At 45.2% G+C, this 23,004-nt stretch carries 20 protein-coding genes and 5 tRNA genes; 16 read left to right on the top strand and 9 right to left on the bottom strand.

Going from position 1 to position 23,004, the window contains the following annotated elements:
* Positions 1 to 70: 70 nt before the first annotated feature.
* On the bottom strand, positions 71 to 1,111 hold the full coding sequence (locus tag GW12_RS11325; RefSeq protein ID WP_034587543.1) for a hypothetical protein: 1,041 nt from the start codon (positions 1,109 to 1,111) through the stop codon (positions 71 to 73).
* Positions 1,112 to 1,403: 292 nt separating this feature from the next.
* Between GW12_RS11325 and GW12_RS11320 the strand changes: the two genes are divergently transcribed.
* Positions 1,404 to 2,756 (top strand): TolC family outer membrane protein, encoded by a 1,353-nt coding sequence (locus GW12_RS11320; protein ID WP_034587541.1) that lies wholly within the window; start codon positions 1,404 to 1,406, stop codon positions 2,754 to 2,756.
* A 102-nt stretch (positions 2,757 to 2,858) separates the two neighbouring features.
* Here the strand turns inward: GW12_RS11320 and GW12_RS11315 are convergent, their stop codons facing one another.
* Complete coding sequence (locus GW12_RS11315; RefSeq protein ID WP_034587540.1) at positions 2,859 to 4,661, bottom strand: ABC transporter ATP-binding protein; 1,803 nt, start codon at positions 4,659 to 4,661, stop codon at positions 2,859 to 2,861.
* Positions 4,662 to 4,812: 151 nt separating this feature from the next.
* On the opposite strand from GW12_RS11315, the gene GW12_RS11310 reads away from it, so the two are divergent.
* Positions 4,813 to 5,436: an alpha-ketoglutarate-dependent dioxygenase AlkB gene (locus tag GW12_RS11310; protein WP_034587538.1), complete on the top strand. Its 624-nt coding sequence runs from the start codon at positions 4,813 to 4,815 to the stop codon at positions 5,434 to 5,436.
* A 60-nt stretch (positions 5,437 to 5,496) separates the two neighbouring features.
* Here the strand turns inward: GW12_RS11310 and ruvX are convergent, their stop codons facing one another.
* The 3 genes from ruvX to recN form a co-directional block, all read right to left on the bottom strand.
* A complete protein-coding gene (gene ruvX, locus GW12_RS11305) occupies positions 5,497 to 5,940 on the bottom strand; it encodes a Holliday junction resolvase RuvX (protein ID WP_034587537.1) in 444 nt (147 codons plus the stop codon).
* The gene (locus GW12_RS11300) at positions 5,933 to 6,487 is read right to left on the bottom strand and encodes a YqgE/AlgH family protein (protein ID WP_034587535.1); all 555 of its coding nucleotides are present in this window, start codon (positions 6,485 to 6,487) and stop codon (positions 5,933 to 5,935) included. The genes ruvX and GW12_RS11300 overlap by 8 nt, the downstream gene beginning before the upstream one ends.
* Before the next feature lie 115 nt (positions 6,488 to 6,602).
* Positions 6,603 to 8,264 carry a DNA repair protein RecN gene (gene recN / locus GW12_RS11295; protein WP_034587533.1) on the bottom strand — a complete coding sequence of 554 codons (1,662 nt, stop codon included), beginning with the start codon at positions 8,262 to 8,264 and terminating at the stop codon, positions 6,603 to 6,605.
* 414 nt (positions 8,265 to 8,678) lie between these two features.
* Here recN and GW12_RS11290 point away from each other — a divergent pair, with 414 nt between their 5' ends.
* From GW12_RS11290 to GW12_RS11280, 3 genes are all read left to right on the top strand, one after another.
* On the top strand, positions 8,679 to 9,002 hold the full coding sequence (locus tag GW12_RS11290; protein WP_034587531.1) for a pyrimidine/purine nucleoside phosphorylase: 324 nt from the start codon (positions 8,679 to 8,681) through the stop codon (positions 9,000 to 9,002).
* Between the two features lie 152 nt (positions 9,003 to 9,154).
* Positions 9,155 to 9,904 carry a 23S rRNA (guanosine(2251)-2'-O)-methyltransferase RlmB gene (rlmB, locus tag GW12_RS11285; RefSeq protein WP_034587529.1) on the top strand — a complete coding sequence of 250 codons (750 nt, stop codon included), beginning with the start codon at positions 9,155 to 9,157 and terminating at the stop codon, positions 9,902 to 9,904.
* A gap of 33 nt (positions 9,905 to 9,937) precedes the next feature.
* On the top strand, positions 9,938 to 10,858 hold the full coding sequence (locus GW12_RS11280) for a DMT family transporter (RefSeq protein ID WP_034587527.1): 921 nt from the start codon (positions 9,938 to 9,940) through the stop codon (positions 10,856 to 10,858).
* Between the two features lie 24 nt (positions 10,859 to 10,882).
* On the opposite strand, the gene coaE is transcribed toward GW12_RS11280, so the two are convergent.
* From coaE to pilB, 4 genes are read right to left on the bottom strand one after another with little or no spacing between them, the layout of a single operon-like run.
* A complete protein-coding gene (gene coaE, locus GW12_RS11275; RefSeq protein WP_034587525.1) occupies positions 10,883 to 11,482 on the bottom strand; it encodes a dephospho-CoA kinase in 600 nt (199 codons plus the stop codon).
* A 4-nt stretch (positions 11,483 to 11,486) separates the two neighbouring features.
* Positions 11,487 to 12,344: an A24 family peptidase gene (locus GW12_RS11270; RefSeq protein ID WP_034587523.1), complete on the bottom strand. Its 858-nt coding sequence runs from the start codon at positions 12,342 to 12,344 to the stop codon at positions 11,487 to 11,489.
* A gap of 14 nt (positions 12,345 to 12,358) precedes the next feature.
* The gene (locus GW12_RS11265) at positions 12,359 to 13,591 is read right to left on the bottom strand and encodes a type II secretion system F family protein (protein ID WP_034587521.1); all 1,233 of its coding nucleotides are present in this window, start codon (positions 13,589 to 13,591) and stop codon (positions 12,359 to 12,361) included.
* A gap of 31 nt (positions 13,592 to 13,622) precedes the next feature.
* On the bottom strand, positions 13,623 to 15,332 hold the full coding sequence (gene pilB / locus GW12_RS11260; protein WP_034587520.1) for a type IV-A pilus assembly ATPase PilB: 1,710 nt from the start codon (positions 15,330 to 15,332) through the stop codon (positions 13,623 to 13,625).
* Positions 15,333 to 15,615: 283 nt separating this feature from the next.
* On the opposite strand from pilB, the gene tpiA reads away from it, so the two are divergent.
* The 11 genes from tpiA (at position 15,616) to GW12_RS11205 (ending at position 22,877) form a co-directional block, all read left to right on the top strand.
* Positions 15,616 to 16,407, top strand: coding sequence for a triose-phosphate isomerase (gene tpiA / locus GW12_RS11255; RefSeq protein WP_034587518.1), 792 nt, complete (start codon positions 15,616 to 15,618; stop codon positions 16,405 to 16,407).
* 13 nt (positions 16,408 to 16,420) lie between these two features.
* Positions 16,421 to 16,750, top strand: a complete 330-nt coding sequence (secG, locus tag GW12_RS11250; protein ID WP_034587516.1) for a preprotein translocase subunit SecG — start codon at positions 16,421 to 16,423, stop codon at positions 16,748 to 16,750.
* A gap of 53 nt (positions 16,751 to 16,803) precedes the next feature.
* Positions 16,804 to 16,888, top strand: a tRNA-Leu gene (locus tag GW12_RS11245).
* 48 nt (positions 16,889 to 16,936) lie between these two features.
* A tRNA-Met gene (locus GW12_RS11240) sits at positions 16,937 to 17,013 on the top strand.
* A gap of 81 nt (positions 17,014 to 17,094) precedes the next feature.
* Positions 17,095 to 17,171: transfer RNA gene (locus tag GW12_RS11235), tRNA-Met, on the top strand.
* A gap of 66 nt (positions 17,172 to 17,237) precedes the next feature.
* Positions 17,238 to 17,314: transfer RNA gene (locus GW12_RS11230), tRNA-Met, on the top strand.
* Positions 17,315 to 17,400: 86 nt separating this feature from the next.
* Positions 17,401 to 17,477, top strand: a tRNA-Met gene (locus GW12_RS11225).
* 223 nt (positions 17,478 to 17,700) lie between these two features.
* On the top strand, positions 17,701 to 18,225 hold the full coding sequence (gene rimP, locus GW12_RS11220) for a ribosome maturation factor RimP (protein ID WP_034587514.1): 525 nt from the start codon (positions 17,701 to 17,703) through the stop codon (positions 18,223 to 18,225).
* A gap of 35 nt (positions 18,226 to 18,260) precedes the next feature.
* Positions 18,261 to 19,745, top strand: coding sequence for a transcription termination factor NusA (gene nusA / locus GW12_RS11215; protein WP_034587513.1), 1,485 nt, complete (start codon positions 18,261 to 18,263; stop codon positions 19,743 to 19,745).
* 10 nt (positions 19,746 to 19,755) lie between these two features.
* Complete coding sequence (infB, locus tag GW12_RS11210) at positions 19,756 to 22,473, top strand: translation initiation factor IF-2 (RefSeq protein ID WP_034587511.1); 2,718 nt, start codon at positions 19,756 to 19,758, stop codon at positions 22,471 to 22,473.
* A complete protein-coding gene (locus tag GW12_RS11205) occupies positions 22,473 to 22,877 on the top strand; it encodes a ribosome-binding factor A (protein WP_034587510.1) in 405 nt (134 codons plus the stop codon). The genes infB and GW12_RS11205 overlap by 1 nt, the downstream gene beginning before the upstream one ends.
* Positions 22,878 to 23,004 lie beyond the last annotated feature (127 nt).

The following is a 23,004-nucleotide window of genomic DNA, read 5'->3' as shown; positions in this document are numbered from 1 at the left end:
GGACTAAAAAGTAGACGGATTGGGCGTTCTTTTACAGAATTATTGTAATGATGATTTGCGTCAGCAGGAGTTAGATGCAAATGGCATCTTTAAAACAGTTTTTCTTGTAGTTGGGATCGGGCACTGGAATGTCAGCATAAGCTGCAATCTGCTCCCAAACTGGACTATTGCGTAATTCTTTTGGAATAGTCTGTCTGCGCTGCTCTTCATCCATATCCAGAAATTCCAAGAAGCGCTGGGCCTGGCTACTGATGCCACCTTCATTGCCTTTGGATAGGCCAACTATGGTTTCCCGATACTGGCTATCTACAGCATAGCGGTCTCGATAATCCTGGGAAATGGGCTTTTGCTCCAAGCCGTGAAACAGGAAATAGCTATATTGCTGTAGCAAATGTTCAGCATCCTTACGGTAAATGCTTTTTGGATAGCGTTCCAGATAATCTTCCCAGACCATAATCCGTGCCGCGATTTCAGCCGGTTCGATTAGCAGACGCTCCTGATTAAAGACCGGTTCCTGATTTTGCTGTGCCAGGGTTTCAATAAAGACTTTTTCCGCTTCAGGCAAATAAGGCGCAAACACTCGTGCCAGATATTCCGGACTGCGACGGTAATTCAGCTGGTTTTCCCCCAGATCAATCAGCTCGACATAGGCTTGTCCTTTGTGTTTCAGCAGATACTGATCTCGTGCAGTGAGTTCTGCATAATGGCTTTGCTGAATGGTCGGATGCTGAGCCATTTCCAGCGCATATTGCTCGAAGGCGTGTTGTTGGGCTGGGGTGCGCTCTACTTTTAGAAAACGCTCATACATCTGATTGGCATGTTTCATCAGATTTTTCTGCTGCTGATGATCGAGCAGGGGCAGACAGACTTTCAGGTTCTGGTTGATCTGTTCCAGTGCAAAAGTAGTACGTTGATCATTGATTTCCGCCATCTGTTTTTCGATGTTCTGGCACATCAGGCTAAAATCTTCAGCAGAGGTATTTTTCTGGGCATTTGTTTCTGCTGCCTCAATCTTGACCTGTGGTTCGGTAGGTTGCTGACAGGCGAACAGCAACCACAGCAACAAAACGATGCAGCAAGAGGCCAGGATTGAAGACAAACGTGTAGACACTAGGATTCAAGGCTCTGATCTAGATGATGAATGACAGCAGGATTGAGCCTATTGTATACATCTGCAGCAAAGATACTGTTTAGTATTGTGAATCTGTTTGTTAAGCTGTTGTGAAAGACAGAAAAATATGAATCAATATGGGATAAATTCACCGATTTGCATTAAAAAAATTAATAAAAGTCATACGTAAGTTTAGGAATATCCTAGTAATATTTGTATCACTTTAAAATTCAAACATTTGGCGATCTTCGCTGATTTAGGGCCATGCCGTAGTTAGGGATTCACATTATAAATGAAGAGAAAATTCATCCTCAGTGTCAGCCTGTTATGTAGCAGTTCTGCGGTGTTTGCACTAGATCTGGTCGATGCCTATGAGCGTGCTAAACAGAATGATCCTAACTGGCAAGCAAATGTACTACAGTACCAAGCTGATCAGCTGAATCTCGGGATTGCTACAGGAAATTTACTTCCGACAGTGACACTGTCGGGTAATGTGACTCGTAAAAACCAGTCTAGTGATAGTTCTCAGCTCGAAGGACTGCCAGCTGATTTTGGTGAATTGCAGGGATCGATTACCACGACCCGACAGATTGCCTTAACTGCACGGCAACCTTTATTCCGTTGGGATGCCTGGCAGGGCTATAAGCAAGTCCAAACTTCAGTAGAATTGAGTGAAGTCAATTTGCGCCTGCAGAAGCAACAGCATATCCTCCAAGTGGCAGAAGCCTATTTTAATGTGCTGCGTCAGCAGTCATTAACTGGAGCCTATTTGCAGGAAGAACAGGCATTAGCAGAACAGCTGCGCATGATGAATGCCAAACTCAAAGAGGGGTTAGTCGCACGTAGTGATGTCAGTGAAGCTAATGCCCAGTATCAAAATGCACAGGCCAATCGCATTGCTACCCAAGTCCAGTTAGTACTAGCTCAAGAACAACTAGCTCAGCTGATTGGACCCTATCAGGATAATCTGGCCGTGCTGCGAGATGATTTCCAGTTCCAGAAACCATTACCTTCCAATATCCAGTCTTGGACCGAACTGGCACAAAGCCAGAATCTAGAAATTCTGCAGGCAAGGTTGCAGAAGCGTTATTCTGAAGATGCCAAACGGGTCGAAGAAGCAGCCCGCTATCCGCAGGTTGAAGCTGTGGCGACTTACGGTTATCTAAAACAGACACCGGAAACGGTTCTATCTTCCAATGGCGACTTTGATCAGGTTGGAGTAGAGATGAACTGGAACCTGTTTACCGGCGGTCGAACCAGCAAGAATATTCAAAAGGCTAGGGTGCAAGTGCAACGTAGCGAAGCTCAGTTGGATGCTGCGATTCGGAAAGCCAATACCGATGTGAAACAGTCCTATCTGCAGGTCGAAACCGATGAAGCCAAACTGAATGCACGCAAGGCTGCGATGGAGTCAGCAGACATCGTTTCTAAAGCTTCACGGGCACAGTATCAGGAAGGTTTGAAAACCATGGTGGATGTATTACTCGCCCAGCGGAATGCCTTTTCCGCCAAGACCGATTATCTGAATGCCAAATATGATTATTTGATTCATGTGCTGCAATTGCAGGCTTCCGTAGGACAGCTGAATGAACAGCAGCTGGCAGAAATGAATGCTTGGTTGGTGGATTATGGCCGGACTAAATAGATTTCTCTGCACTAGGTATCATCAAATCTTTGTAGTGTGCTGAAAGATTCTGTTATTGCCACGATTGTTGATGCCCTTGATCTTATTTTGCCATGGAAGAGCTTAACTATGCGTCTCTTCTTCAGCATCATCCTCAAAGGTTTTGGCAATTTTTTCAATATTCAGGCTCTTCGCCATCGCATCAAAGATTTCCTTATACACGCCGTCCTGATGATACAGCGCGTCATGTTCGCCATGCTCGGCAATCGCACCTTCTTTCATGACATAAGTGTAATCGGCATCAATAATCTGTGACAGGCTGTGTGAGATAATAATTACCGTGCGACCTTGTTTGATCTGATCCAGACTTTGTTTGATCTGTTCAGCGGCAATGGCATCCAGACTGGCGGTAGGTTCATCCAGAAAAATAATTGGCGGATTTTTCAGAAACATGCGGGCCAACGCAATACGTTGCTGTTGTCCGCCAGAAAGCTGCAAGGCATCAGAATCATAACTTTGCGGCAATTGCATAATCTGTTCATGAATCGAGGCTTTCTTAGCTGCTTCAATCACATCATCCAGACTGGCCGTAGTTTTGCCATAACGGATATTGTCAAAAATTGTGCCCTGGAAAATATGATTTTTTTGTAGTACCAGGCCAATATGGTCACGTAAATATTGGGTATCAAAATCCTGCAGATCGATGCCATCTAAAGTAATGTGACCATGCTGAGGTTCATAAAACTTGTCCAGCAAACTGATCAGGGTCGATTTTCCGGCACCAGATAAACCAACCAAAGCGGTGATCTTGTTCGGACGGATTTCCATATTGATATCTTTCAGCGCGTGATGGCCATTCGGATAATAGAAATCCACATGCTTGAGTTCAAATTTTCCCTGAATTGGTGGTTTCCGCTTGCCACTGGATTCAATTTCATGATCGGCTTCCAGAATATTGAAGAAGCTTTCGGAATAGATCATGGCATCGTTCACTTCATCATAAATCCGGTGCAGGGAACGGATCGGTGCCGAAACATTATTAAACAGTAGCACGTGGTACATGATCATGCCAATACTCATCTGGCCGGCCAGCACGAAATAGGCTGTCAGGATAATGATCAGCACAATGCCGATCTGTTCAATAAAAGTTTTCAGACCATCAAATAGGAAACTGGTCTGACGGGTTTTCATCTGATTGTCGGTCAGTTCGCGTTGCAGCGTCAGCTGCTTTTCTGCTTCAATCGATTCTCGATTAAAGGATTTAATTACGGTGATTGAATTGATGATGCCTAAAATGCCTTGGCTTTTCTTTTCCCGTCCATCACGTAGGCTACGGCGCCAGCCACCGAGTTTCTGGGCCTGTTTATAGGTCAGCCAGAAATAAATCGGTACAATCGACGTCGCGACCAGACCGACATAGATATTGGCGTAGTACATTAGCCCCAGTGCAACAATGGCACTGGTAAATAAGGGTAAAATGTCGATGAAGAAAATCTGCACCAGCCTAGTTAGTGAACCAATACCGCGGTCGATCCGGGTCTGCAGTTTGCCGGCCTGGTTATTGTCCTGATTAAAAAAGGCCAGCCGGTAGGTCAGGAATTTTTCAATAATGCCTTGAGCCAGATCTTGCGACACAAAAATCCGCAGCTTTTCTCCATAAAATTTCTGTCCAAACTGCACCAGCGCATTGATCACTTCTTTAGTCAGTAAAATGGCAGAAATCGTGATCAGGATATGCCAGCCTTCACTTAAGCCCAGCCCTTGTTCCAGTAAAGCATTAATACTATCGACCGCATATTGCAGGGTCAGCGCATTCACCTGTGCAGCAAAGGAGCCAATCAGGGTCAGAATCAGGGTGGCGATGACCAGCAGCCGATAGGGACGGACAAAGGGACGCAGCTTTTGAAATAGTTGCCAGAGATCCATGCAGCATTATTTTTATAGTGAAAGTTAAATCAAGTGTATGCGCTAGCTACATGGTTCACAAGGATATGATTTGTATTGATTTGTTAGATGGCTGTTGTCTGAAACTGTTGAAACTGACAGGATAAAAATATCTTTTAAGAAATATGCTGTGATGACACTGGATTTATTTGCGCCTGAGCCACAGTCGAATTTATTGCCTTATGATGGAATCGTCAAAGATTATGGCCTGATTTTGACGGGGGAACAGAGCCAGAAATATTTGCAGTATTTCCTGCAGCATCTAGCTTGGGAGCAGGATGAGGTATTTCTATTTGGTAAGCACTATGTCACTGCTCGAAAAATTGCCTGGTATGGTGATGAAAATTACCAGTATCGTTATTCAGGTAGTGTCAAAAAATCCCATATCTGGCAGCCGGCGTTATTTCGCTTAAAACAGCATATCGAGCAGCGGGTCGGACATCCTTTTAATTCTTGTCTGGCGAATTTGTATGAACATGGTCAGCAGGGCATGGGCTGGCATAGTGATAATGAAGGTAGTCTGATCTCGGCACAGCGCGAAACCGTGATTGCCTCTTTAAGTTTTGGTGCGACTCGCAAAATGCGTTTTAGGCATAACCAAACTGGTGAAGTGGTGGAACTGATACTGCACAGTGGTCAGTTGATCGTGATGCGAGGACAAACCCAGCAGTACTGGAAGCATCAGATCAGCAAAACCAGCAAAGTCCTGATGCCGCGAATTAATCTGACCTTTCGCTATTTCTTTCCTGAAAATTAAAAACTGAAATTAGATTTATAAAAGAGATTAAAAAAGCATCCAAGAAGGATACTTTTGAGGTTAAGGATTCACACCGACCGGATGCCGGTACCAGCTTTCAATAAACAGGGCAGCGGCAATACTGTCCGCAGCCAGTTTTTTACCACGGCCTTGGGTCTGGTAATGTTCTAGCTCATCACGAGCTTCGCGGGTAGTCAGGCGTTCGTCAACCATGAGAGTTTCAATGTTGGTCTGATGCCGCAGGCGACGGGCAAATTTGCGTGCACGGGCAGAAAGTTCAGATTCGGTTTCATCCATGTTCAACGGCAGTCCGACCAGAAATAAAGTCGGCTGATACTGCTTGACGATTTTTAGCAAGGCATCCCAATTTGGAATACCATCCTTCATTGGGAACAAGGGTAAAGGATTGGCACTTTCAATCAAAGATTGTCCTACCGCCATGCCCATTTTTTGGGTACCAAAGTCAAAGGCCATAATCATGTGTGGCGCATTCAGATCAGGCATGTCCAATCTCAGAAGATAACCAGTTGCGATCTAGGCCCATTTTTTTATAGGCAGCATCCCAACGGTCGTCATAAGGTAAATTAAAAATTAAATCCATATCAGATTCACAGATCAGCCAGTCACCTTTGGCAATTTCCTGCTCCAGTTGACCTTTGCTCCAGCTGGCATAACCTAAAGCGATCTGATAGCGTCCCACACCTTCATTGTGTGCAATGGCATCTAGAATATCTTTAGAAGTGGTGATACAGACATTTTCGCCGACAGCAATGGACGAATGCCAGGTAGGTTGACCGGTATGCAGAACAAAACCAGCCTCTGGTCGCAACGGGCCACCCTGTAACACTTCATGTGGCTTGACATTATCGGCTTCGATCTCGAGGTCATTCAGCAATTCCTTGATTTGAATTCCCGCAGGTCGATTGATAATGATGCCTTGTGCTCCATCTTCGTCATGTCGTGCGAGATAAATGACCGTGTGGGCAAAAAATTCGTCACGCATTTCTGGTGGAGCAATCAGACAACGATGTGTCAGATATTGTTTGGTCACCGAAAAGCTTCTCCTTAAAATCAATTTCTTGGCAAAGAAATCGTGTGATCTATACTTTTAAATTACTAGAGCTTTGCCAATTCACCAACAGTTTTTTGTGACCATTGTAAGATTTTTAAACATGCTGAAACTTTAAATGACGTAACTGCCGTGCATGTTGCAAGGTGGTTTCATTAATTTCTATACCGCCAGTCATGCGGGCAAGTTCTTGAATACGCTCATCTTCTTCTAAATCAATAATGGTGCTGCTGGCTGGATCAGTTTGTTGTTTTTTCACCAGTAGATGCTGATCGGACTGTGCTGCCACTTGTGCCTGGTGGGTAATACACAGAATCTGTACATGCTGTGCCAGATCCGCCAGCAGGCGACCGACAATTTCTGCAGTGCCACCACTGATGCCAACATCAATCTCGTCAAAGACCAGCACCTCGGCTTCGGTCTTTTCGGCATTCATGACTTGCATCACCAGCGCGATACGTGACAGTTCACCACCTGAAGCGACGCGGGCCAGCGGCTGTGCCGGAATGCCTTTATTCGCAGTAAACAGTAACTGGATAAAGCTAAGACCTTCGCTACCTGGTTCATCCAAAGCTTCAAATTTAAATTCAAAATAGGCTTCTGGCAGCGCCAGCTGTTTCACCTGTTCGGTTAACTGTTTTGCCAAAGGTTCAGCGGCTTCACGACGGATCTGATCCAGATATTCTGCCTTGGCAATAAAGTCCTGATAGGACAGCTCAACCTGTTCGGCTAGCGTTTCCGGATCTTCCAGCTGATGTAGCTGATCCAGTTCGGTCTGCCAGGCTTCATATTCTTCTTTCAGCAGTTCTGGCTGGGTACGGTATTTACGTGCTAAACGATGGAATACTTCCAGCTGTGAATTCAGCTCTTCCATGCGTTCAGGATCAAAGCTCTGGCGATCCATGAAATGACGTAAATTCGCCGTCGCATCTTCAATTTCACTTTGCGCATTCAGCAGAGAATTATAGATTTCTGATAGCTGCTCGCTACGTCCAGCATGGGATTCGATCCGGCGCAGAATCGAAGACAGTTCCTGATTAATATTCTGTTCCGCTTCATCCAGACCATTCAGGCTATAGGCACAGTCCTGCATAATGGTTTCATGATGAGAGAGGCGGTCAAATTCCTGTTCGATGTCCTGATAGTCAATCTGGATAATATCTTCCAGTTCTTCGAGTTGCAGCTCGAGTGTTTCGATGCGCTGTTTACGGGTCGCTTGAGCATCCAGTGCTGCCTGATGTTGACGGATATTTTTATGCCAGGTGCCATAAGCATCTCGTACCGCTTGTGCGGGTTCATGAAAATTGTAATAACGATCCAACCAGCGTTTTGGATAAGGTGGTTCTAGGAGCTGTTGCTGACTGTGCTGGCTATACAGTTGCACCAGCAGACGACCAATTTCTTTCAGTTCTGACAGGCTGCTGGGACGGCCATTAATCCAGGCCTTGCTACGTCCAGTGGCAAAAATCACCCGGCGCAGATGAATTTCACCAGATTCATCATCCAGTTCATGTTCTTTAAGCCAAGAAGCTTCCGGGCTGTTGTCCTGATAGCTAAAGGTTGCTGTCACATCTGCCTTTTCTGACCCATAACGCACATAATTGGTATCAGTTCGTTCACCTAGGCAGGCAGAAAGCGCATCCAGCAATAGCGATTTACCGGCACCGGTTTCTCCCGTCAGCACATTAAAACCTTGATGGATATCAATGGCGAGGTGTTCAGCTAAGGCAAAGTTGATCAGAGTTAAATGTGTCAGCATAAACGCATCCAAGCTGCGAAAAGTTTGATTGAAATCAGGTTAATCTGTCTTTGAGCAGATCGTGAATATCATTATAAATCAGGATAAAGCCTTTTGATTCTATCTTAAATTATGCGCTAGCGGGTAAGCTGTTTTTTGTATGCTGTAGTCGGAATTTTTACTATTTCTAAATATGCAGTGTATTAGGGGGAATTACTCGACTTTAGTTTTATTGGAATGTGTTGAAAAGAACAAAACGAATATTAGTAGTGACTACATCAGTTTATTTTATAAGGATTTATGAATCCGTTGAGATGCAAAATATATACACAAAAATATCAATCGAGTCAGGTAAACATTGATTGATTAGTTAGAAAGGCACATTTAAACTACAGCCATTGAATATTATAAAACCCGTGCTCTGGAGATAAACGGATGTCAGCTCAGTTTGACCAAGTTTCAGTACTTAAGAAATCAAATGTATATTTTGGCGGTCTGTGCATCAGCCATGTGGTGCAGTTTGAAGATGGTACCAAGAAAACATTAGGGGTAATTTTACCGACTGAAACTCCACTTACATTTGAAACACATGTGCCTGAGCGTATGGAAATTATCTCTGGTGAGTGCCGTGTACAGATCGCGGATAGCGAAGAAAGCGAACTGTTCCGTGCTGGTCAGTCTTTCTATGTGCCAGGCAACAGCCGTTTCAAAATTGAAACTGATGATGTGCTGGATTATGTCTGCCATTTTGAAGGCTAATTGCAAATCTAATTCAATCTGCTTAGATTGAAGCTGATCAGGAATTTTTTTGCTGAATCGGTTAAACTTAGTGAGATGATCAAAATCCTGTGAAGCTGGCTTTGCAGGATTTTTCTTTTGCTGCAATTTCCCAATTTATTTCGAGGTCGTTCATGGCTAAACCTGAGTATTATTATGGCGTGCATTCAGTTGAATCATTGCTGGAGCTAGAGCCTGAGCGTGTTTTGACGCTTTTTACTCTAAAAGGCCGTGATGATCAGCGCCTGAAGCGTGTACTGGAACTGGCAGAGCCTTTTGGCATCAGCGTGCAACAAGCCAGCCGGGATAAACTGGAAAAACTGGCAGGTCTGCCTTTTCACCAAGGCGTAGTCGCTGCGGTGCGTCCGCATCCAACCTTGAATGAAAAAGATTTAGAAGAGCTGTTAAAACAGGATTCTCAAGTACTGTTACTGGCGCTGGATCAAGTGACGGATCCGCATAACCTGGGCGCTTGTATCCGTACTGCAGCAGCGATGGGTGTGGTAGCGGTGATTGTGCCACGAGACCGTTCTGCCAGTCTGACCCCGACCGCACGTAAAGTAGCGGCTGGTGGTGCAGAGAAGGTTAAATTTATTCAAGTGACCAATCTGGCACGTACCTTGGGACAAATCCGCGAAGAATTTAATATCCGTGTCGTAGGTACCATGCTGGACGAGAAAGCGTTACCAATCCAGGAATTTGATTTTACCGGGACTGGGGTTTGTGTGGTGATGGGTGCAGAAGACACCGGCCTGCGTCCAATTACCCAAAGTCAGTGTGATCAGACGGTCTATATTCCAATGTCAGGCAACCTGCAAAGCCTGAACGTCAGCGTGGCAACGGGTATGGCTTTGTATGAGGCCTGCCGTCAGCGTCAAGCTTAATTTTTTATTGATCAATCACGAAAGAAGAAGTCTATGTCTCCCCGAACGCAAGGTTATGCCTTTGTTTTAATTACCATGTGTATTTGGGGAGGCTTTACCTTAAGCACACGCCTCAGTGCCCAGTGGGGGATTAGTGCCTGGGATCTGGTGGCACTGCGCTTCCTGTTGGCTTTTCTGATCTTGATGCCGGTGCTGATTTATAAAAAAGACACAGCGTTTTTATGGAGTAAAGAATCCTTTCTTTTAGCCATGATTGGTGGGGTAGGGTATTGCCTGACCGCTTATACGGCTTTTCATTACGCTCCGGCAGCGCATGCAGCAGTATTCCTGAATGGCTGTATTCCATTGTGTACGGCACTGGCAGCTTTTGTTCTATTTAAACAGGCTTTTGACAGACATACCTGGATTAGTATGGCAATTATGCTGCTGGCGATTGGTATGATGAGCTGGCTAATGTTCCGTGAATCCGGTGTAGCTTTAGGTCTCGGTGATTTGCTGTTCTTTATCAGTGCGATGTGGTGGGGTGTATTTACTGTATTGCTACGTCAATGGAAACTCTCTGCCTGGCATTCCATGGCCAGTGTCGCGATCTGGTCGGCGATTGTCTATGTGCCGCTATATTTGCTGTTTTTCCCGAAACGTCTCGATGCAGCGGAACCGTGGCAAATGGCTTCTCAGGTACTGTTTCATGGGGTATTTGTAGTCATCGTAGCGACACTGACTTATGTAGAAGCCATCAAGCGTCTAGGGGCATTTAAGGCCGGCAGTATCGTGACCCTTGCGCCGTTTATCGCTGCAATTTTGGCGGTACCGTTATTGGATGAACCTTTAAGTCTGGCGATTGTTTGCGGCCTGATCGGCATGGCGATTGGGGCTTTACAGCCTTGGCGCTGGTTGCAGCACAAGGACAGTTTGGCAGTCCAGCTAGAACAACAAAAAAAGCAGTCTAAATGACTGCTTTTTTTAGGGATGTTTTATTTAAGCTTGAGCTCGTTTTAGATATTGCTCATGTAACTTTTCTAGATGGGCATATAAATGATCCAAATGGCCATCATTCAGTACAATATCATCAGCCAGTTGCTGTTTCTGGGCACGAGGCATTTGTGCAGCAATGATTTTCTTAATCTGTTCAACTGTTTGATGATCACGCTGTGAGGCGCGGTGAATTTGCAATTCTTCTGAGGCATCAATCAGTAAGGTGTGATTGGTCAGTTCATGCTGGTTGGTTTCAAATAGCAGAGGAGAGACCAGAATCACATAAGGACTCTGTGCCTGTTCTAATTGTTGGATAATCGACTGGCGAATGGCAGGGTGGGTAATATTTTCCAGTGTTTTACGTGCTTCTGTAGACTGGAAAATATGTTCTCTGAGGGCACGGCGATTCAGAGAGCCATCCTCATGCAAAACCCAGTCACCGAAGGTTTCTTTGATTTTCAACAGGGCTTGCTGACCGATTTCCACGATTTCGCGTGCCACCACATCGGCATCGACCACGACAATGCCGCGGCGTTCAAACCAGTCACTGGCAGCAGACTTACCACTGCCAATGCCCCCTGTTAGACCTAATACAAATTTCAATTCATTAACCCAAATATGCTTTCATGATCTGTTCACCCCAAAGGAAAGCAATCCAGCCGGCAATGGCGATATAGGGACCAAAAGCAAAAGGCTGATTTTCCTTGCGGACTTTTAATAGGATGATGCCGATAATGGCACCGACCAGTGAGGATAGCAATACGATCAGCGGCAGCATCAGTGGACCCATCCAAGCACCTAGCGCAGCCAAGAGCTTAAAGTCACCATAGCCCATACCTTCTTTCCCTGTAATGATCTTGAACAGGTAATACACGAGCCAAAGGCACAGAAAACCAATAATATACCCCCAGATCGCTGAAGAGGGTGAGGTATAAATACTGTAGCTATTAATCCCTAGACCCAGTGCAGCGAGTGGCAGGGTAAAGCGATCTGGTAGGAGCTGTGTATCGAAGTCGATAAAGGTTAATGCAATCAACACATAAGTCAGTAGTAGTCCAAACAGCATCTGTACGGTTGGGCCAAAGACTGCCAAAATGATGAGTGCACATACTGCTGTCAGAATCTCAATAAACGGATAACGGGCACTTATCTGAGTATGGCAGGAGCCACATTTTCCGCGTAAAGCTAGCCAGCTGATCACAGGAATATTCTGGTACCAGCGGATAGGTGTCTGGCATTTCGGACAAGTGGATGCTGGTTTGCTTAGAGTGATTTTGCTTTCATCAATGATCGGCTGATCTGGATGTAAAAACAGCTGGCAATCGGTTCGCCATTCCTGTTCCATCATTTTTGGCGTGCGGTAAATCACTACATTCAGAAAACTGCCGATACAGAGGCTAAAAAGCCCAACTGCGATATAGAGCGCAGTCGGGTTTTGAATTAAAAAATCAATTAAACTATTCAAGAATTGTAGCCTTTTTATCCAACAATAGAACCCATTTGGAAAATAGGAAGATACATCGCAATGACTAAGCCACCAACTAAAATACCTAAAACAGACATGATTAATGGTTCCATCATTGATGTTAAACCATCGACAGCATTATCGACTTCATTTTCATAATGGGTAGCCACTTTCTCCAACATGGCATCCAGTGCACCAGATTCTTCGCCAATGGCAACCATCTGTACTGCCATCGATGGGAATTTATTGGTGACACGCATCGCAAATTGCAGTTGCTGACCAGTGGCAACGTCTTCACGGATTTTCATCACTGCTTCTTCATAGACCACGTTATTGGTAGCCCCTGCAGTAGATTCTAAAGCATCAATGAGCGGTACACCGGCAGCAAAAGTCGTTGCTAAGGTGCGACTATAACGGGCAATAATTGCTTTATAAACTAGATCGCCAAAAATGGGGGCTTTAAGAGCTGTTTTATCGAGAAAATCACGGAATTTTTTGCTGCGTTTTTTGGCTTCTAGAAAAGTTGTAATCACAATTCCGATAAAAATAATCAAAAGGAACCAATAAGCTTGCATCCATTTAGACATGGCTACTACCATCTTAGTAAAAGCGGGTAGGTCAGCACCGAAACCAGCAAACAGCTCTTCAAAAACTGGAACAACTTTGACCATCAGAATGATAGTTACAATAATTGCAACAATGATTACCGATATTGGGTATTTCATCGCTTTTTTAATTTTCTGTTTTAATAGCTCACTTTTTTCTTTATATAGGGCTACCCGATCTAGCATGGTTTCCAGCGCACCAGATTGTTCACCGGATTCCACCAGTGAACAGAACAGTTTGTCGAAATATTGTGGGTATTTACGCAGTGCGCCAGCAAAGGTATTACCCCCTTCAACTTCACCTTTAATGCCAAGTACTACTTCGCGCATAGCAGGGTTTTCTAGACCCTCGGCGACGATTTCAAAACCCTGTACCAAAGGTACACCTGCTTTCATCATGGTTGCTAGTTGTCGGGTAAAAATCGTGATGTCTAGTGTGGTAACTCGTTTCTTCATTAAACCTTCAAGAATATTCTTCTTTTTCTCTCGAATACTCTTGATACTAATGCCCTGCTTACGCAGTGTCACCTTGGCTAAGGCCAGGTTGCGTGCTGGCATTTCACCTTTAATTTTAACCCCTTTGCGGTCTACCCCTTCATAAAGGAAGGTTGGCATCATCTGACCTTTTTTCACTGAAGCCATGCATTTATCCTTATTTTATATCAGCACCTGATCATTCGCTGGTAACACGATTGACTTCCTGAAGAGAAGTCACCCCCTGCATTACCTTTAATAACCCTGATCGGCGTAAATTGTTAAAACCTGCGCGTGCGGAAGCTTCGGCAATCTGAATGGCGTTGCCATCTTCCATAATAATGCGTGAAATTTCCGGTGTCACCTTCATGACTTCATAAATACCGACACGGCCTTTATAACCTTCACGGCATTCATTGCACCCTACAGGTTCATAAATCTGGAATTCTGGGTTCTGTAAATCTTCTTCGGTAAAGCCCATTTCCAGCAGACTCTGCTTTGGAATATCAGCCAGTTTTTTGCATTGTGAACACAGACGACGCGCCAGACGCTGGGCAATCACCAGATTGACTGAGGTGGCAATGTTAAATGATGGTACACCCATATTGCGTAAACGGGTTAGTGTTTCTGGCGCACTATTTGTGTGTAGTGTTGACATTACCATGTGACCGGTCTGTGCAGCTTTCACTGCGATTTCTGCAGTTTCCAGATCTCGGATCTCCCCGACCATGACAATGTCTGGATCCTGACGCAGGAAAGATTTCAAGGCTGCAGCAAAGGTTAAACCGACTTTAGGGTTAACGTTGACCTGGTTAATGCCTTGTAAGTTGATTTCCACCGGGTCTTCAGCGGTAGAAATATTGGTATCTTCACGATTTAGAATATTCAGACCGGTATATAAGGAAACCGTTTTACCAGAACCAGTCGGACCGGTGATCAACAGCATGCCTTGTGGTTTGTCCAGCGCTTCCATAAACAGGGCTTTTTGATCAGGTTCATAACCCAATGCATCAATCCCAAGCATGGCACTGGATGGATCTAGGATACGCAGTACAATTTTCTCACCAAATAGGGTCGGCAGCGAGTTAACACGGAAATCAATTGCTTTATTTTTAGAAAGTTTTAGCTTGATACGACCGTCTTGTGGTACCCGTTTTTCTGAAATGTCCATTTGCGACATGACTTTCAAGCGTGAGGAAAGACGGGTTGCAAGCTGCAGCGGTGGTGTCGCCACTTGTCTCAATACGCCGTCAATACGATAACGGACTCGGTATATTTTCTCATACGGTTCAAAGTGTAAGTCTGATGCACCCATACGAATTGCATCAATTAGCAGCTTGTTGATGTACTTAACAATCGGTGCTTCATCACCGGTATTGGTCTCTTCTTCCTCTTTATTCGGATCAGAGGTATCAACATCAACATCTAGATCAAAGTCATCATCAAAATCGAAGGTACTTTCTTCAGTAAAATTCTGTTCAATCAGCTTTTCGAGTTTATTGTGCTCGACAATGATGGTTTCAATATTGAGCTTGGTGGCAAAACGGATCGCATCAATGGCTTCAACATTGGTTGGGTTGCTGGTGGCAACAAACAGGATATTGGCACTTTTAAAGATCGGTAAGATGCGATGTTTGGTGATGATCTTTTCATCAAAGTCTTCACGAATGATCAGAGCAGGATCATAGGCATTGATGTCAAACAGCGGTTCGCCAAATTCAGTCGAAATGGTTTCAGCGATTTTAGTCGGTGAAATATTATGGCGTTCAATCAGATATGGAACGATGTCTATTTTTTCTTTTTTGGCGCCGACCAAAGCACTCTGCATATCTGGTGCAGAGATAACTCCTTCATCGACAAGTCGACGAATAAACCCCGTAAATCGTAAAGATCCCTGAATAGCTGTCATGCTTCAATATGCCTGTGAATCAGAATTGTTGTAATAGCTTTATCAAAATTATACGTTGCTTACGTAAAATTACCATAGCGTAAAATGCTGTCTTCTTCCCATTAATATTCAAAAGACGGAACGGGTAAGAAGAACAAATCCCCAATAGTGTTAAGTGATAACAAAAAATGATCAATTTGAACAGTCTCTGGCTGAAAAATGTCTCTTGAAAACTCTTCTTCAAACTTTCCAATTCCGTGTAGAATGTGCCCAATTCAAGATATGTAAGTAAAAAAGGTTATTTATGTCGTTTGCGACGATTACGCCATGGGTGGTGGGCAACTGGAAAATGAATCCGCTGCAGGCAGATGCTCAGGCATTGGTTCGTGGGGTGAAAGATTTGCTTGAATCTCAGCCGATCCCGGCAGAGAAATGTCATTTAGGGGTAGCACCAGTGGCAATCGCCTTGACGCAAATTCAGTCAGAGCTAACCAATGCCGTTCGTCCGGTATATACCGTTGCTCAGGATGTATCTCGTATTGCCGGTACAGGGGCCTATACTGGAGAAGTTAGCGCTGAATTGCTCGCAGATAGCGGGATTCATTACGTTTTAGTAGGGCACTCAGAACGTCGTGAACTGTTTGGCGATTCACGTGAGATTTTGAATGCCAAAATCAAGAATGCCTTAAATGCAGGTCTGACTGTGATTTATTGCGTGGGTGAAAGTCTGGAACAGCGTGAAGCAGGGCAGGCCGAAGCAGTGGTACTGCAGCAGATCTGTGATATTGCTACGGTGGTTGATGCAGAGCAGTGGAAAAATGTGGTGATTGCTTATGAACCGATCTGGGCGATTGGTACCGGTAAGACGGCTTCTCCAGAAGATGCACAGGCGATGCATGCGCAAATTCGTCAAGGTTTAAAACAGATTACCGGTTATGGCGAAAGCATGGCGATTCTCTATGGTGGTAGTGTTAAACCGGAAAATGCAGTAGAGTTAGCAGCCTGCCCTGATATTAATGGGGCACTGGTGGGTGGTGCATCACTCAATGCTGAGTCATTCCATAAAATTGCTCAGGCATTTGCAAATACACAATAATTAGGAGTTCAGCATGCAAACTTTTGTGCTGGTAGTACATATTATCTTAGCGATACTGATGATTGTCTTGATATTAGTTCAGCATGGTAAGGGTGCGGATGCTGGTGCATCTTTTGGTGGTGGCGGTGCTGCAACCGTCTTTGGTGCGTCTGGCTCAGGCAATTTCTTGAGCCGTTTAACTGCAGTTTTCACGGCTTTGTTCTTTATTACCAGCCTGACACTGGCAGTATTTGCCAAGAAACAAACTACTGATGCATATAGCTTGAGTAGCGTGCAAACCACGCAAACTGCACCAGCTCAATCGACTGAAACTTCACCAACTGCACCAAAATCAGGTGAATAATTTCGCTTAAAGGCTTTCTTTTTGTACATGATACGACTAGAATGCCTGCAGCTGCGGTGGTGGTGGAATTGGTAGACACGCTACCTTGAGGTGGTAGTGCCTTCGGGCGTGGGGGTTCAAGTCCCCCCTTCCGCACCAACTTGTTATCCAGAACATAAGTTGGTGTATGCAGCACATATCTGTTGATGCGGGGTGGAGCAGTCTGGTAGCTCGTCGGGCTCATAACCCGAAGGTCGTTGGTTCAAATCCAGCCCCCGCTACCAATCAATCCTTTTAAAAGACGCAAACTTTCAAGAGGCAACTTAAATTGAGTTTTAAGTTGAGATAAGTCATTTGCACGTTGATGCGGGATGGAGCAGTCTGGTAGCTCGTCGGGCTCATAACCCGAAGGTCGTTGGTTCAAATCCAGCTCCCGCTACCAATCCTTTAAAGCCGCAAACTTTAAAGGCAATTCAGATCCTGAATTGAAAGTTAATTTGTACGCTGATGCGGGGTGGAGCAGTCTGGTAGCTCGTCGGGCTCATAACCCGAAGGTCGTTGGTTCAAATCCAGCCCCCGCTACCAAGTTTCAGTAACAAATAGACCATATATCAATCGACCGGTTTTGATTGAAAACTTATCGGCTTTTGTATATAATTTTTGCACGTTGATGCGGGGTGGAGCAGTCTGGTAGCTCGTCGGGCTCATAACCCGAAGGTCGTTGGTTCAAATCCAGCCCCCGCTACCAAGTTTCTAAAAAGAGGCTCACAACAAGGTGGGCCTTTTTGCACAGTGGGATTTGAAAAAATCCGAAATTGTGCATTAATTGGGGCGATTTACGCCCTTTTTTATTGGCTATCGTGTAGTGTCGACATTATTTGGTCAAAGTTCCATGTTTCACTACTACTATAGTTTGTATTGGTTTGTAGTGGTCAAATAGATCATAAATTCGCACCAGATGACGAGAGTAAATGAAGCTATCAAATAAAACTCAAGCACTTCAGGACTTGATTGCGCCAGCAGTTGAAGCCTGTGATGTCAACCTGTGGGGTATTGAATTCCTGCCACAGGGCAAGCGTTCTCTATTACGTATTTATATCGACAAGCCGGTCGATGAAAATGCTGCCCCTGTCATCAACGAAGATGGTGAAGAAGAGCAGGGTCGTGGAATTGGGGTTCAGGACTGCGTACGTGTAACCCAACAGGTCGGTGCGATTCTGGATGTACATGATCCAATTTCCGGTGAGTATTCACTCGAAGTGTCTTCTCCGGGCTGGGACCGTCCATTCTTCCAGTTGCCACAGATGGCAGACTATATTGGTCAGACTGTAGCGTTACGTTTGATCTCGGCTGTAGACAACCGTCGTAAATTCCAGGCAAAACTGGTAGCCGTTGACCTCGAAAATGAAACGATTCAAGTGGAAGTGGAAAAACAGCAGGTGCTGGAAATCGACAGTCACAATATCGATAAAGCAAATTTGATCTACCAAGATTAATCAAATCAATAAGAATCTGAACGAATAGGTGACTTATGGCACGTGAAATTCTTACCGTCGTTGAAACGGTTAGTAACGAAAAAGGTGTACCTCGTGAAGCAATTTTCGAGGCACTGGAACAAGCTTTAGTTGCAGCGACCAAGAAGAAGTTCTACGAAGGAACAAACTCGGAAGAAGCGCGTCTTCGCGTGGAAATCGACCGTAAAACTGGTGACTACCGTACTTTCCGTCAATGGGAAGTAGTGGCTGATGAAGATCATGAAATGCCAGCTTGCCAGGACGCGATTTCTGATGTGGACCAGTCTAAATGGTCGATCGGCGATATCCGTGAGCTGGAAGTAGAATCTATCGATTTCGGTCGTATTGCAGCGCAAATCGCGAAGCAAGTGATTGTACAGAAGATCCGCGAAGCAGAACGTGCGCTGGTTGCAGATGCTTACGAATCTAAAGTCGGTGAACTGATCTATGGTGAAGTGAAAAAACAAACCAAAGATGGTTTCATTATTGACTTGGGTGACAATGCAGAAGCATATCTGGCACGTGAAGAAATGATTCCGAAGGAAATTCTTCGTCCGAAACAACGTGTTACGGCAATTTTATTCAATGTAAACCGTGAAGGTCGCGGTGCGCAGTTACAGCTTTCGCGTGCGAAACCTGAAATGCTGATTGCATTGATGAAAAAAGAAATTCCGGAAATTGCGGAAGAAATCATTGAAATTAAGGCAGCAGCACGCCAACCGGGCGTACGTGCCAAAGTTGCAGTGAAAACTAATGACCACCGTATTGATCCGGTTGGTGCTTGTATTGGTATGCGTGGTACACGTATCCAGGCAGTACAACAGGAACTGAACGGTGAGCGTATTGATGTTGTGGTATGGTCGGATGATCCTGCTCAGTACATCGCAAGCGCACTGGAACCAGCGGATGTATCAAGTATCGTGATCGATGAAGATGCGCGTACTGCAGACATCATTTTCGCAACCAGCGACCAGCTGGCACGTGCGATTGGTTCACAGGGTCAAAACGTTCGTCTGGCATCTGAACTGACTGGCTACAAGCTGGACATGATGCTGGAAGAAGAATACTACGCACGTCAACAAAGCGAAGCACAAAAATACCTAGACATGTTCGTAACACGTCTGGATATTGCGGAAGACTTGGCGATGGCGTTGGTAGAAATGGGCTTCACCTCGCTTGAAGAAATTGCATACGTACCGCCAGAAACATTTGATGAAATTGAATTGGATGCGGAACTCGTTGAACTACTGCAAAGCCGTGCAAAAGAAATTGCACTTGCTGATGCATTACAACAGCAAGAAAACGTACAAGCGCCAAGTGAAGAACTTGTTGCAATGGAAGGCATGACAGCAGAGATCGCGCAAGCTCTAGCAGCTCGTGGTGTGGTAACCGTAGATGACCTGGCAGACCAGGCAACCGACGATATCGCCGATATCGAAGGTCTGGATGCTGAGAAAGCAGGTCAACTCATTATGAAAGCGCGCGAATCATGGTTTAACTAGGAGGTAGTATATGACGGACAAGTCAATTAAAGAGTTAGCCCTCAGCGTGGGTCGCCCAGTTGAGAAGCTCCTGGAACAGGTTCGTGAGGCAGGTTTACCACAGCGCAAATCTGACGACATTATTACCGCCGAACAACAAGATCACCTGATGAGTCATGTGAAAAAGTCACAAGGTTCGGACGGTCATGCAGGACAAATCACGTTGAAACGTAAAACGACCAGTACTGCTAAAGTGGCAAGTACTTCAGGTAAGGCGAAAACCATTAATGTAGAAGTTCGTAAGAAGCATACATTTGTGAAGCCAGACCCTGAGAAAATCAAGGCAGAAGCTTTAGCGAAAGCACAAGCGGAACAGCAAGCGAAAGCACAGCAAGCTGAAGCTGCGCAAAAAGCGCCAGAGCAAAAGCCTGCTGAAGCACCTGTATCTGGTGAAAGCAAAGCGAAAAAAGCATTGGAAGCAATGCGCGCGGCGGCTAAACAGGAAACTGCAAAACAGGAAACGCCTAAAGCAGCTGTTGTAGTTAAACGCAAATCAAACAACAAGCCGATTGTTAAACAGCAAACCAAACAGGTTGAAACTCCTGAACAACGTAAGGCACGTGAAGAACAGGCAGCTCAACTGAAAGCAGCAGAAGAAGCAGCACGTCGTAAGGCAGCTGAAGAAGCGCAACAGCGTACGCTTGAGCAAATGCGTAAAATGGCGTCTAAATACTCTGCTGAAGATACCACTGCAACCATTCGTGTGATTGATGATTCTCCACTTGCAGCGGGCCTAGTTGGTCAGGCATATGAAGATTCATTCAACAAAGAAGACCGTGAAATCAAACGCGGTGGCGGCAACAAAGACAGCCGTGGTCCGAAGAAAGGCGGTCGTCGTGGCGAAGAACAGTCTTTCCGTGACAACTCACACAGACGTGGTCTGAAGTCTAGCCAGTCAAACAAACACGGTTTCGAAAAACCTGTGAAGAAACAGGTTTATGATGTTGAAATCGGTGCAACTATCGTTGTGGCTGACTTGGCTGCGAAAATGGCGATTAAAGTTCGTGAAGTAATCAAGACCTTGATGAAAATGGGTGAGCTGGTTACTCAGAACCAATCCATCGATCAGGATACCGCTGCGCTAGTGGTTGAAGAACTTGGCCATAATCCGGTACTAGTTTCTGAAACTGCAGTGGAAGATAACCTGCTGGAACAAGCTGAAGAAGCACGTGGTGCACAGACGACTCGTCCTCCAGTAGTTACTATCATGGGTCACGTTGACCATGGTAAAACATCGCTTCTGGACCGTATCCGTCGTACCAAAGTGGCTGCAGGCGAAGCGGGTGGTATTACCCAACATATCGGTGCTTACCATGTAACCACAAACAAAGGTATCATCACCTTCCTGGATACTCCGGGACACGCAGCGTTCACTGCAATGCGTTCACGTGGTGCCAAGGCAACTGATATCGTGGTGCTGGTTGTTGCAGCAGATGACGGTGTAATGCCACAAACTGCAGAAGCGATTGACCACGCTCGTGCAGCGGGTACGCCAATCATCGTTGCGATCAACAAAATGGATAAAGACTCAGCTGATCCAGATCGCGTACTGAATGAATTGACCACCAAAGAAATCGTGCCTGAAGAATGGGGCGGTGACGTACCGGTAGCGAAAGTTTCTGCACACACTGGCGCGGGTATCGATGAACTACTTGACCTGATTTCAATTCAAGCTGAACTGCTTGAGCTAAAAGCATCTGAAGAAGGTGCAGCACAAGGTGTGGTGATTGAAGCACGTGTGGATAAAGGTCGTGGTGCGGTAACGTCTATTCTTGTACAAAACGGTACACTGAAAGTCGGTGACCTGGTACTTGCCGGTTCATCTTATGGTCGTGTTCGTGCGATGTCTGATGAAAACGGTAAACGTATCAAATCTGCTGGTCCTTCAATTCCTGTGGAAATTCTAGGTCTTCCAGAAGCACCAATGGCAGGTGATGAAGTACTTGTCGTGAATGACGAGAAGAAAGCGCGTGAAGTCGCTGATGCTCGTGCAGACCGTGAACGTCAGAAACGTCTGGAACGTCAATCTGCAATGCGTCTGGAAAACCTCATGGCGTCTATGGGCAAAAAAGATGTGCCTATCGTCAATGTGGTGCTGAAAACAGATGTACGCGGTACGCTAGAAGCGCTGATCGTTGCATTGTCTGAACTGTCTACTGACGAAGTAAAAGTACGTGTGATTGGTTCAGGTGTCGGTGCGATCACTGAATCTGATGTAACACTGGCTGAATCTTCTGAAGCGGTACTGCTAGGCTTTAACGTTCGTGCCGACAACACTGCACGTCAAAAAGCAGATGCTGATGGTATCGACATCCGTTACTACTCTGTGATCTACCAATTGATCGATGACGTGAAAGATGCGATGAGTGGTAAACTGGCTCCAGAACACCGTGAAACAATTCTGGGTGTGGCTGAAGTACGTGAAGTATTCCACTCTAGTAAATTCGGTGCTGCTGCGGGCTGTATGGTACTTGAAGGTGTATTGCACCGTAACAAACCGATCCGTGTCCTGCGTGATGATGTCGTCATCTTCCAGGGTGAACTTGAATCTCTACGTCGTTATAAAGATGTGGTTGAAGAAGTTCGTGCCGGTATGGAATGTGGTCTGGCTGTGAAAGGTTACAAAGACATCAAACCACAAGACAAGATCGAAGTGTACGATGTTCAGTTAATTAAACGGAGTCTTTAATGGCGGGTAGTCAGCGTCTTAAGCGTATGGCCGATACAGTTCAGAGGGAACTCTCTGAACTGATCCGTCAGGAGCTTAAAGATCCACGTCTGGGTGGTCTGGTGACCATCTCGGCGGTGAAAGTCAGCCCAGATTTAGGCTATGCCGAAGTTTATGTGACCGTAATGGGGCGTGAACTTGGCGATGAGCAAAGTGAAGCAGCCAATAAAGAAACCTTGGATGTCTTGAATAAAGCATCAGGTTTCCTGCGCCATGAACTGAGCCGTCGTATCAAGACACGTATTACGCCACGTCTGCGTTTCCATTACGATAAAACCAATGCGTATGGTAACTATATGTTTGGTCTGATTGCAGAAGCTGTGAAGGATTTACCTCCAGTGGATGACAAGAAAGATGATGAATAAGCTTGTTTAAGCTAAATAAAAAAGCCACCTTCGGGTGGCTTTTTTATGGTTATTAGGAATAAATGTAAGCGTCCGCTGAACCCCATGCCTATTTTTTTAATTTGAGTTGGATTTGTTGCACAAAGAT

The sequence above is a fragment of the Acinetobacter sp. HR7 genome (assembly GCF_000773685.1).
Taxonomy (GTDB): Bacteria; Pseudomonadota; Gammaproteobacteria; order Pseudomonadales; family Moraxellaceae; genus Acinetobacter; species Acinetobacter thermotolerans.
The sequence above is the reverse complement of the archived record's forward strand: the minus strand, read 5'-3'. Positions and strand labels throughout refer to the sequence as shown.

Coding starts and splice junctions, on each gene's coding strand:
- GW12_RS11320 (WP_034587541.1), top strand. CDS start 1,404: ATGAAGAGAAAATTCATCCTCAGTGTCAGCCTGTTATGTAGCAGTTCT.
- GW12_RS11315 (WP_034587540.1), bottom strand. CDS start 4,661: ATGGATCTCTGGCAACTATTTCAAAAGCTGCGTCCCTTTGTCCGTCCC.
- GW12_RS11310 (WP_034587538.1), top strand. CDS start 4,813: ATGACACTGGATTTATTTGCGCCTGAGCCACAGTCGAATTTATTGCCT.
- ruvX (WP_034587537.1), bottom strand. CDS start 5,940: ATGCCTGATCTGAATGCGCCACACATGATTATGGCCTTTGACTTTGGT.
- recN (WP_034587533.1), bottom strand. CDS start 8,264: ATGCTGACACATTTAACTCTGATCAACTTTGCCTTAGCTGAACACCTC.
- GW12_RS11290 (WP_034587531.1), top strand. CDS start 8,679: ATGTCAGCTCAGTTTGACCAAGTTTCAGTACTTAAGAAATCAAATGTA.
- rlmB (WP_034587529.1), top strand. CDS start 9,155: ATGGCTAAACCTGAGTATTATTATGGCGTGCATTCAGTTGAATCATTG.
- GW12_RS11280 (WP_034587527.1), top strand. CDS start 9,938: ATGTCTCCCCGAACGCAAGGTTATGCCTTTGTTTTAATTACCATGTGT.
- GW12_RS11265 (WP_034587521.1), bottom strand. CDS start 13,591: ATGGCTTCAGTGAAAAAAGGTCAGATGATGCCAACCTTCCTTTATGAA.
- pilB (WP_034587520.1), bottom strand. CDS start 15,332: ATGACAGCTATTCAGGGATCTTTACGATTTACGGGGTTTATTCGTCGA.
- tpiA (WP_034587518.1), top strand. CDS start 15,616: ATGTCGTTTGCGACGATTACGCCATGGGTGGTGGGCAACTGGAAAATG.
- secG (WP_034587516.1), top strand. CDS start 16,421: ATGCAAACTTTTGTGCTGGTAGTACATATTATCTTAGCGATACTGATG.
- rimP (WP_034587514.1), top strand. CDS start 17,701: ATGAAGCTATCAAATAAAACTCAAGCACTTCAGGACTTGATTGCGCCA.
- nusA (WP_034587513.1), top strand. CDS start 18,261: ATGGCACGTGAAATTCTTACCGTCGTTGAAACGGTTAGTAACGAAAAA.
- infB (WP_034587511.1), top strand. CDS start 19,756: ATGACGGACAAGTCAATTAAAGAGTTAGCCCTCAGCGTGGGTCGCCCA.
- GW12_RS11205 (WP_034587510.1), top strand. CDS start 22,473: ATGGCGGGTAGTCAGCGTCTTAAGCGTATGGCCGATACAGTTCAGAGG.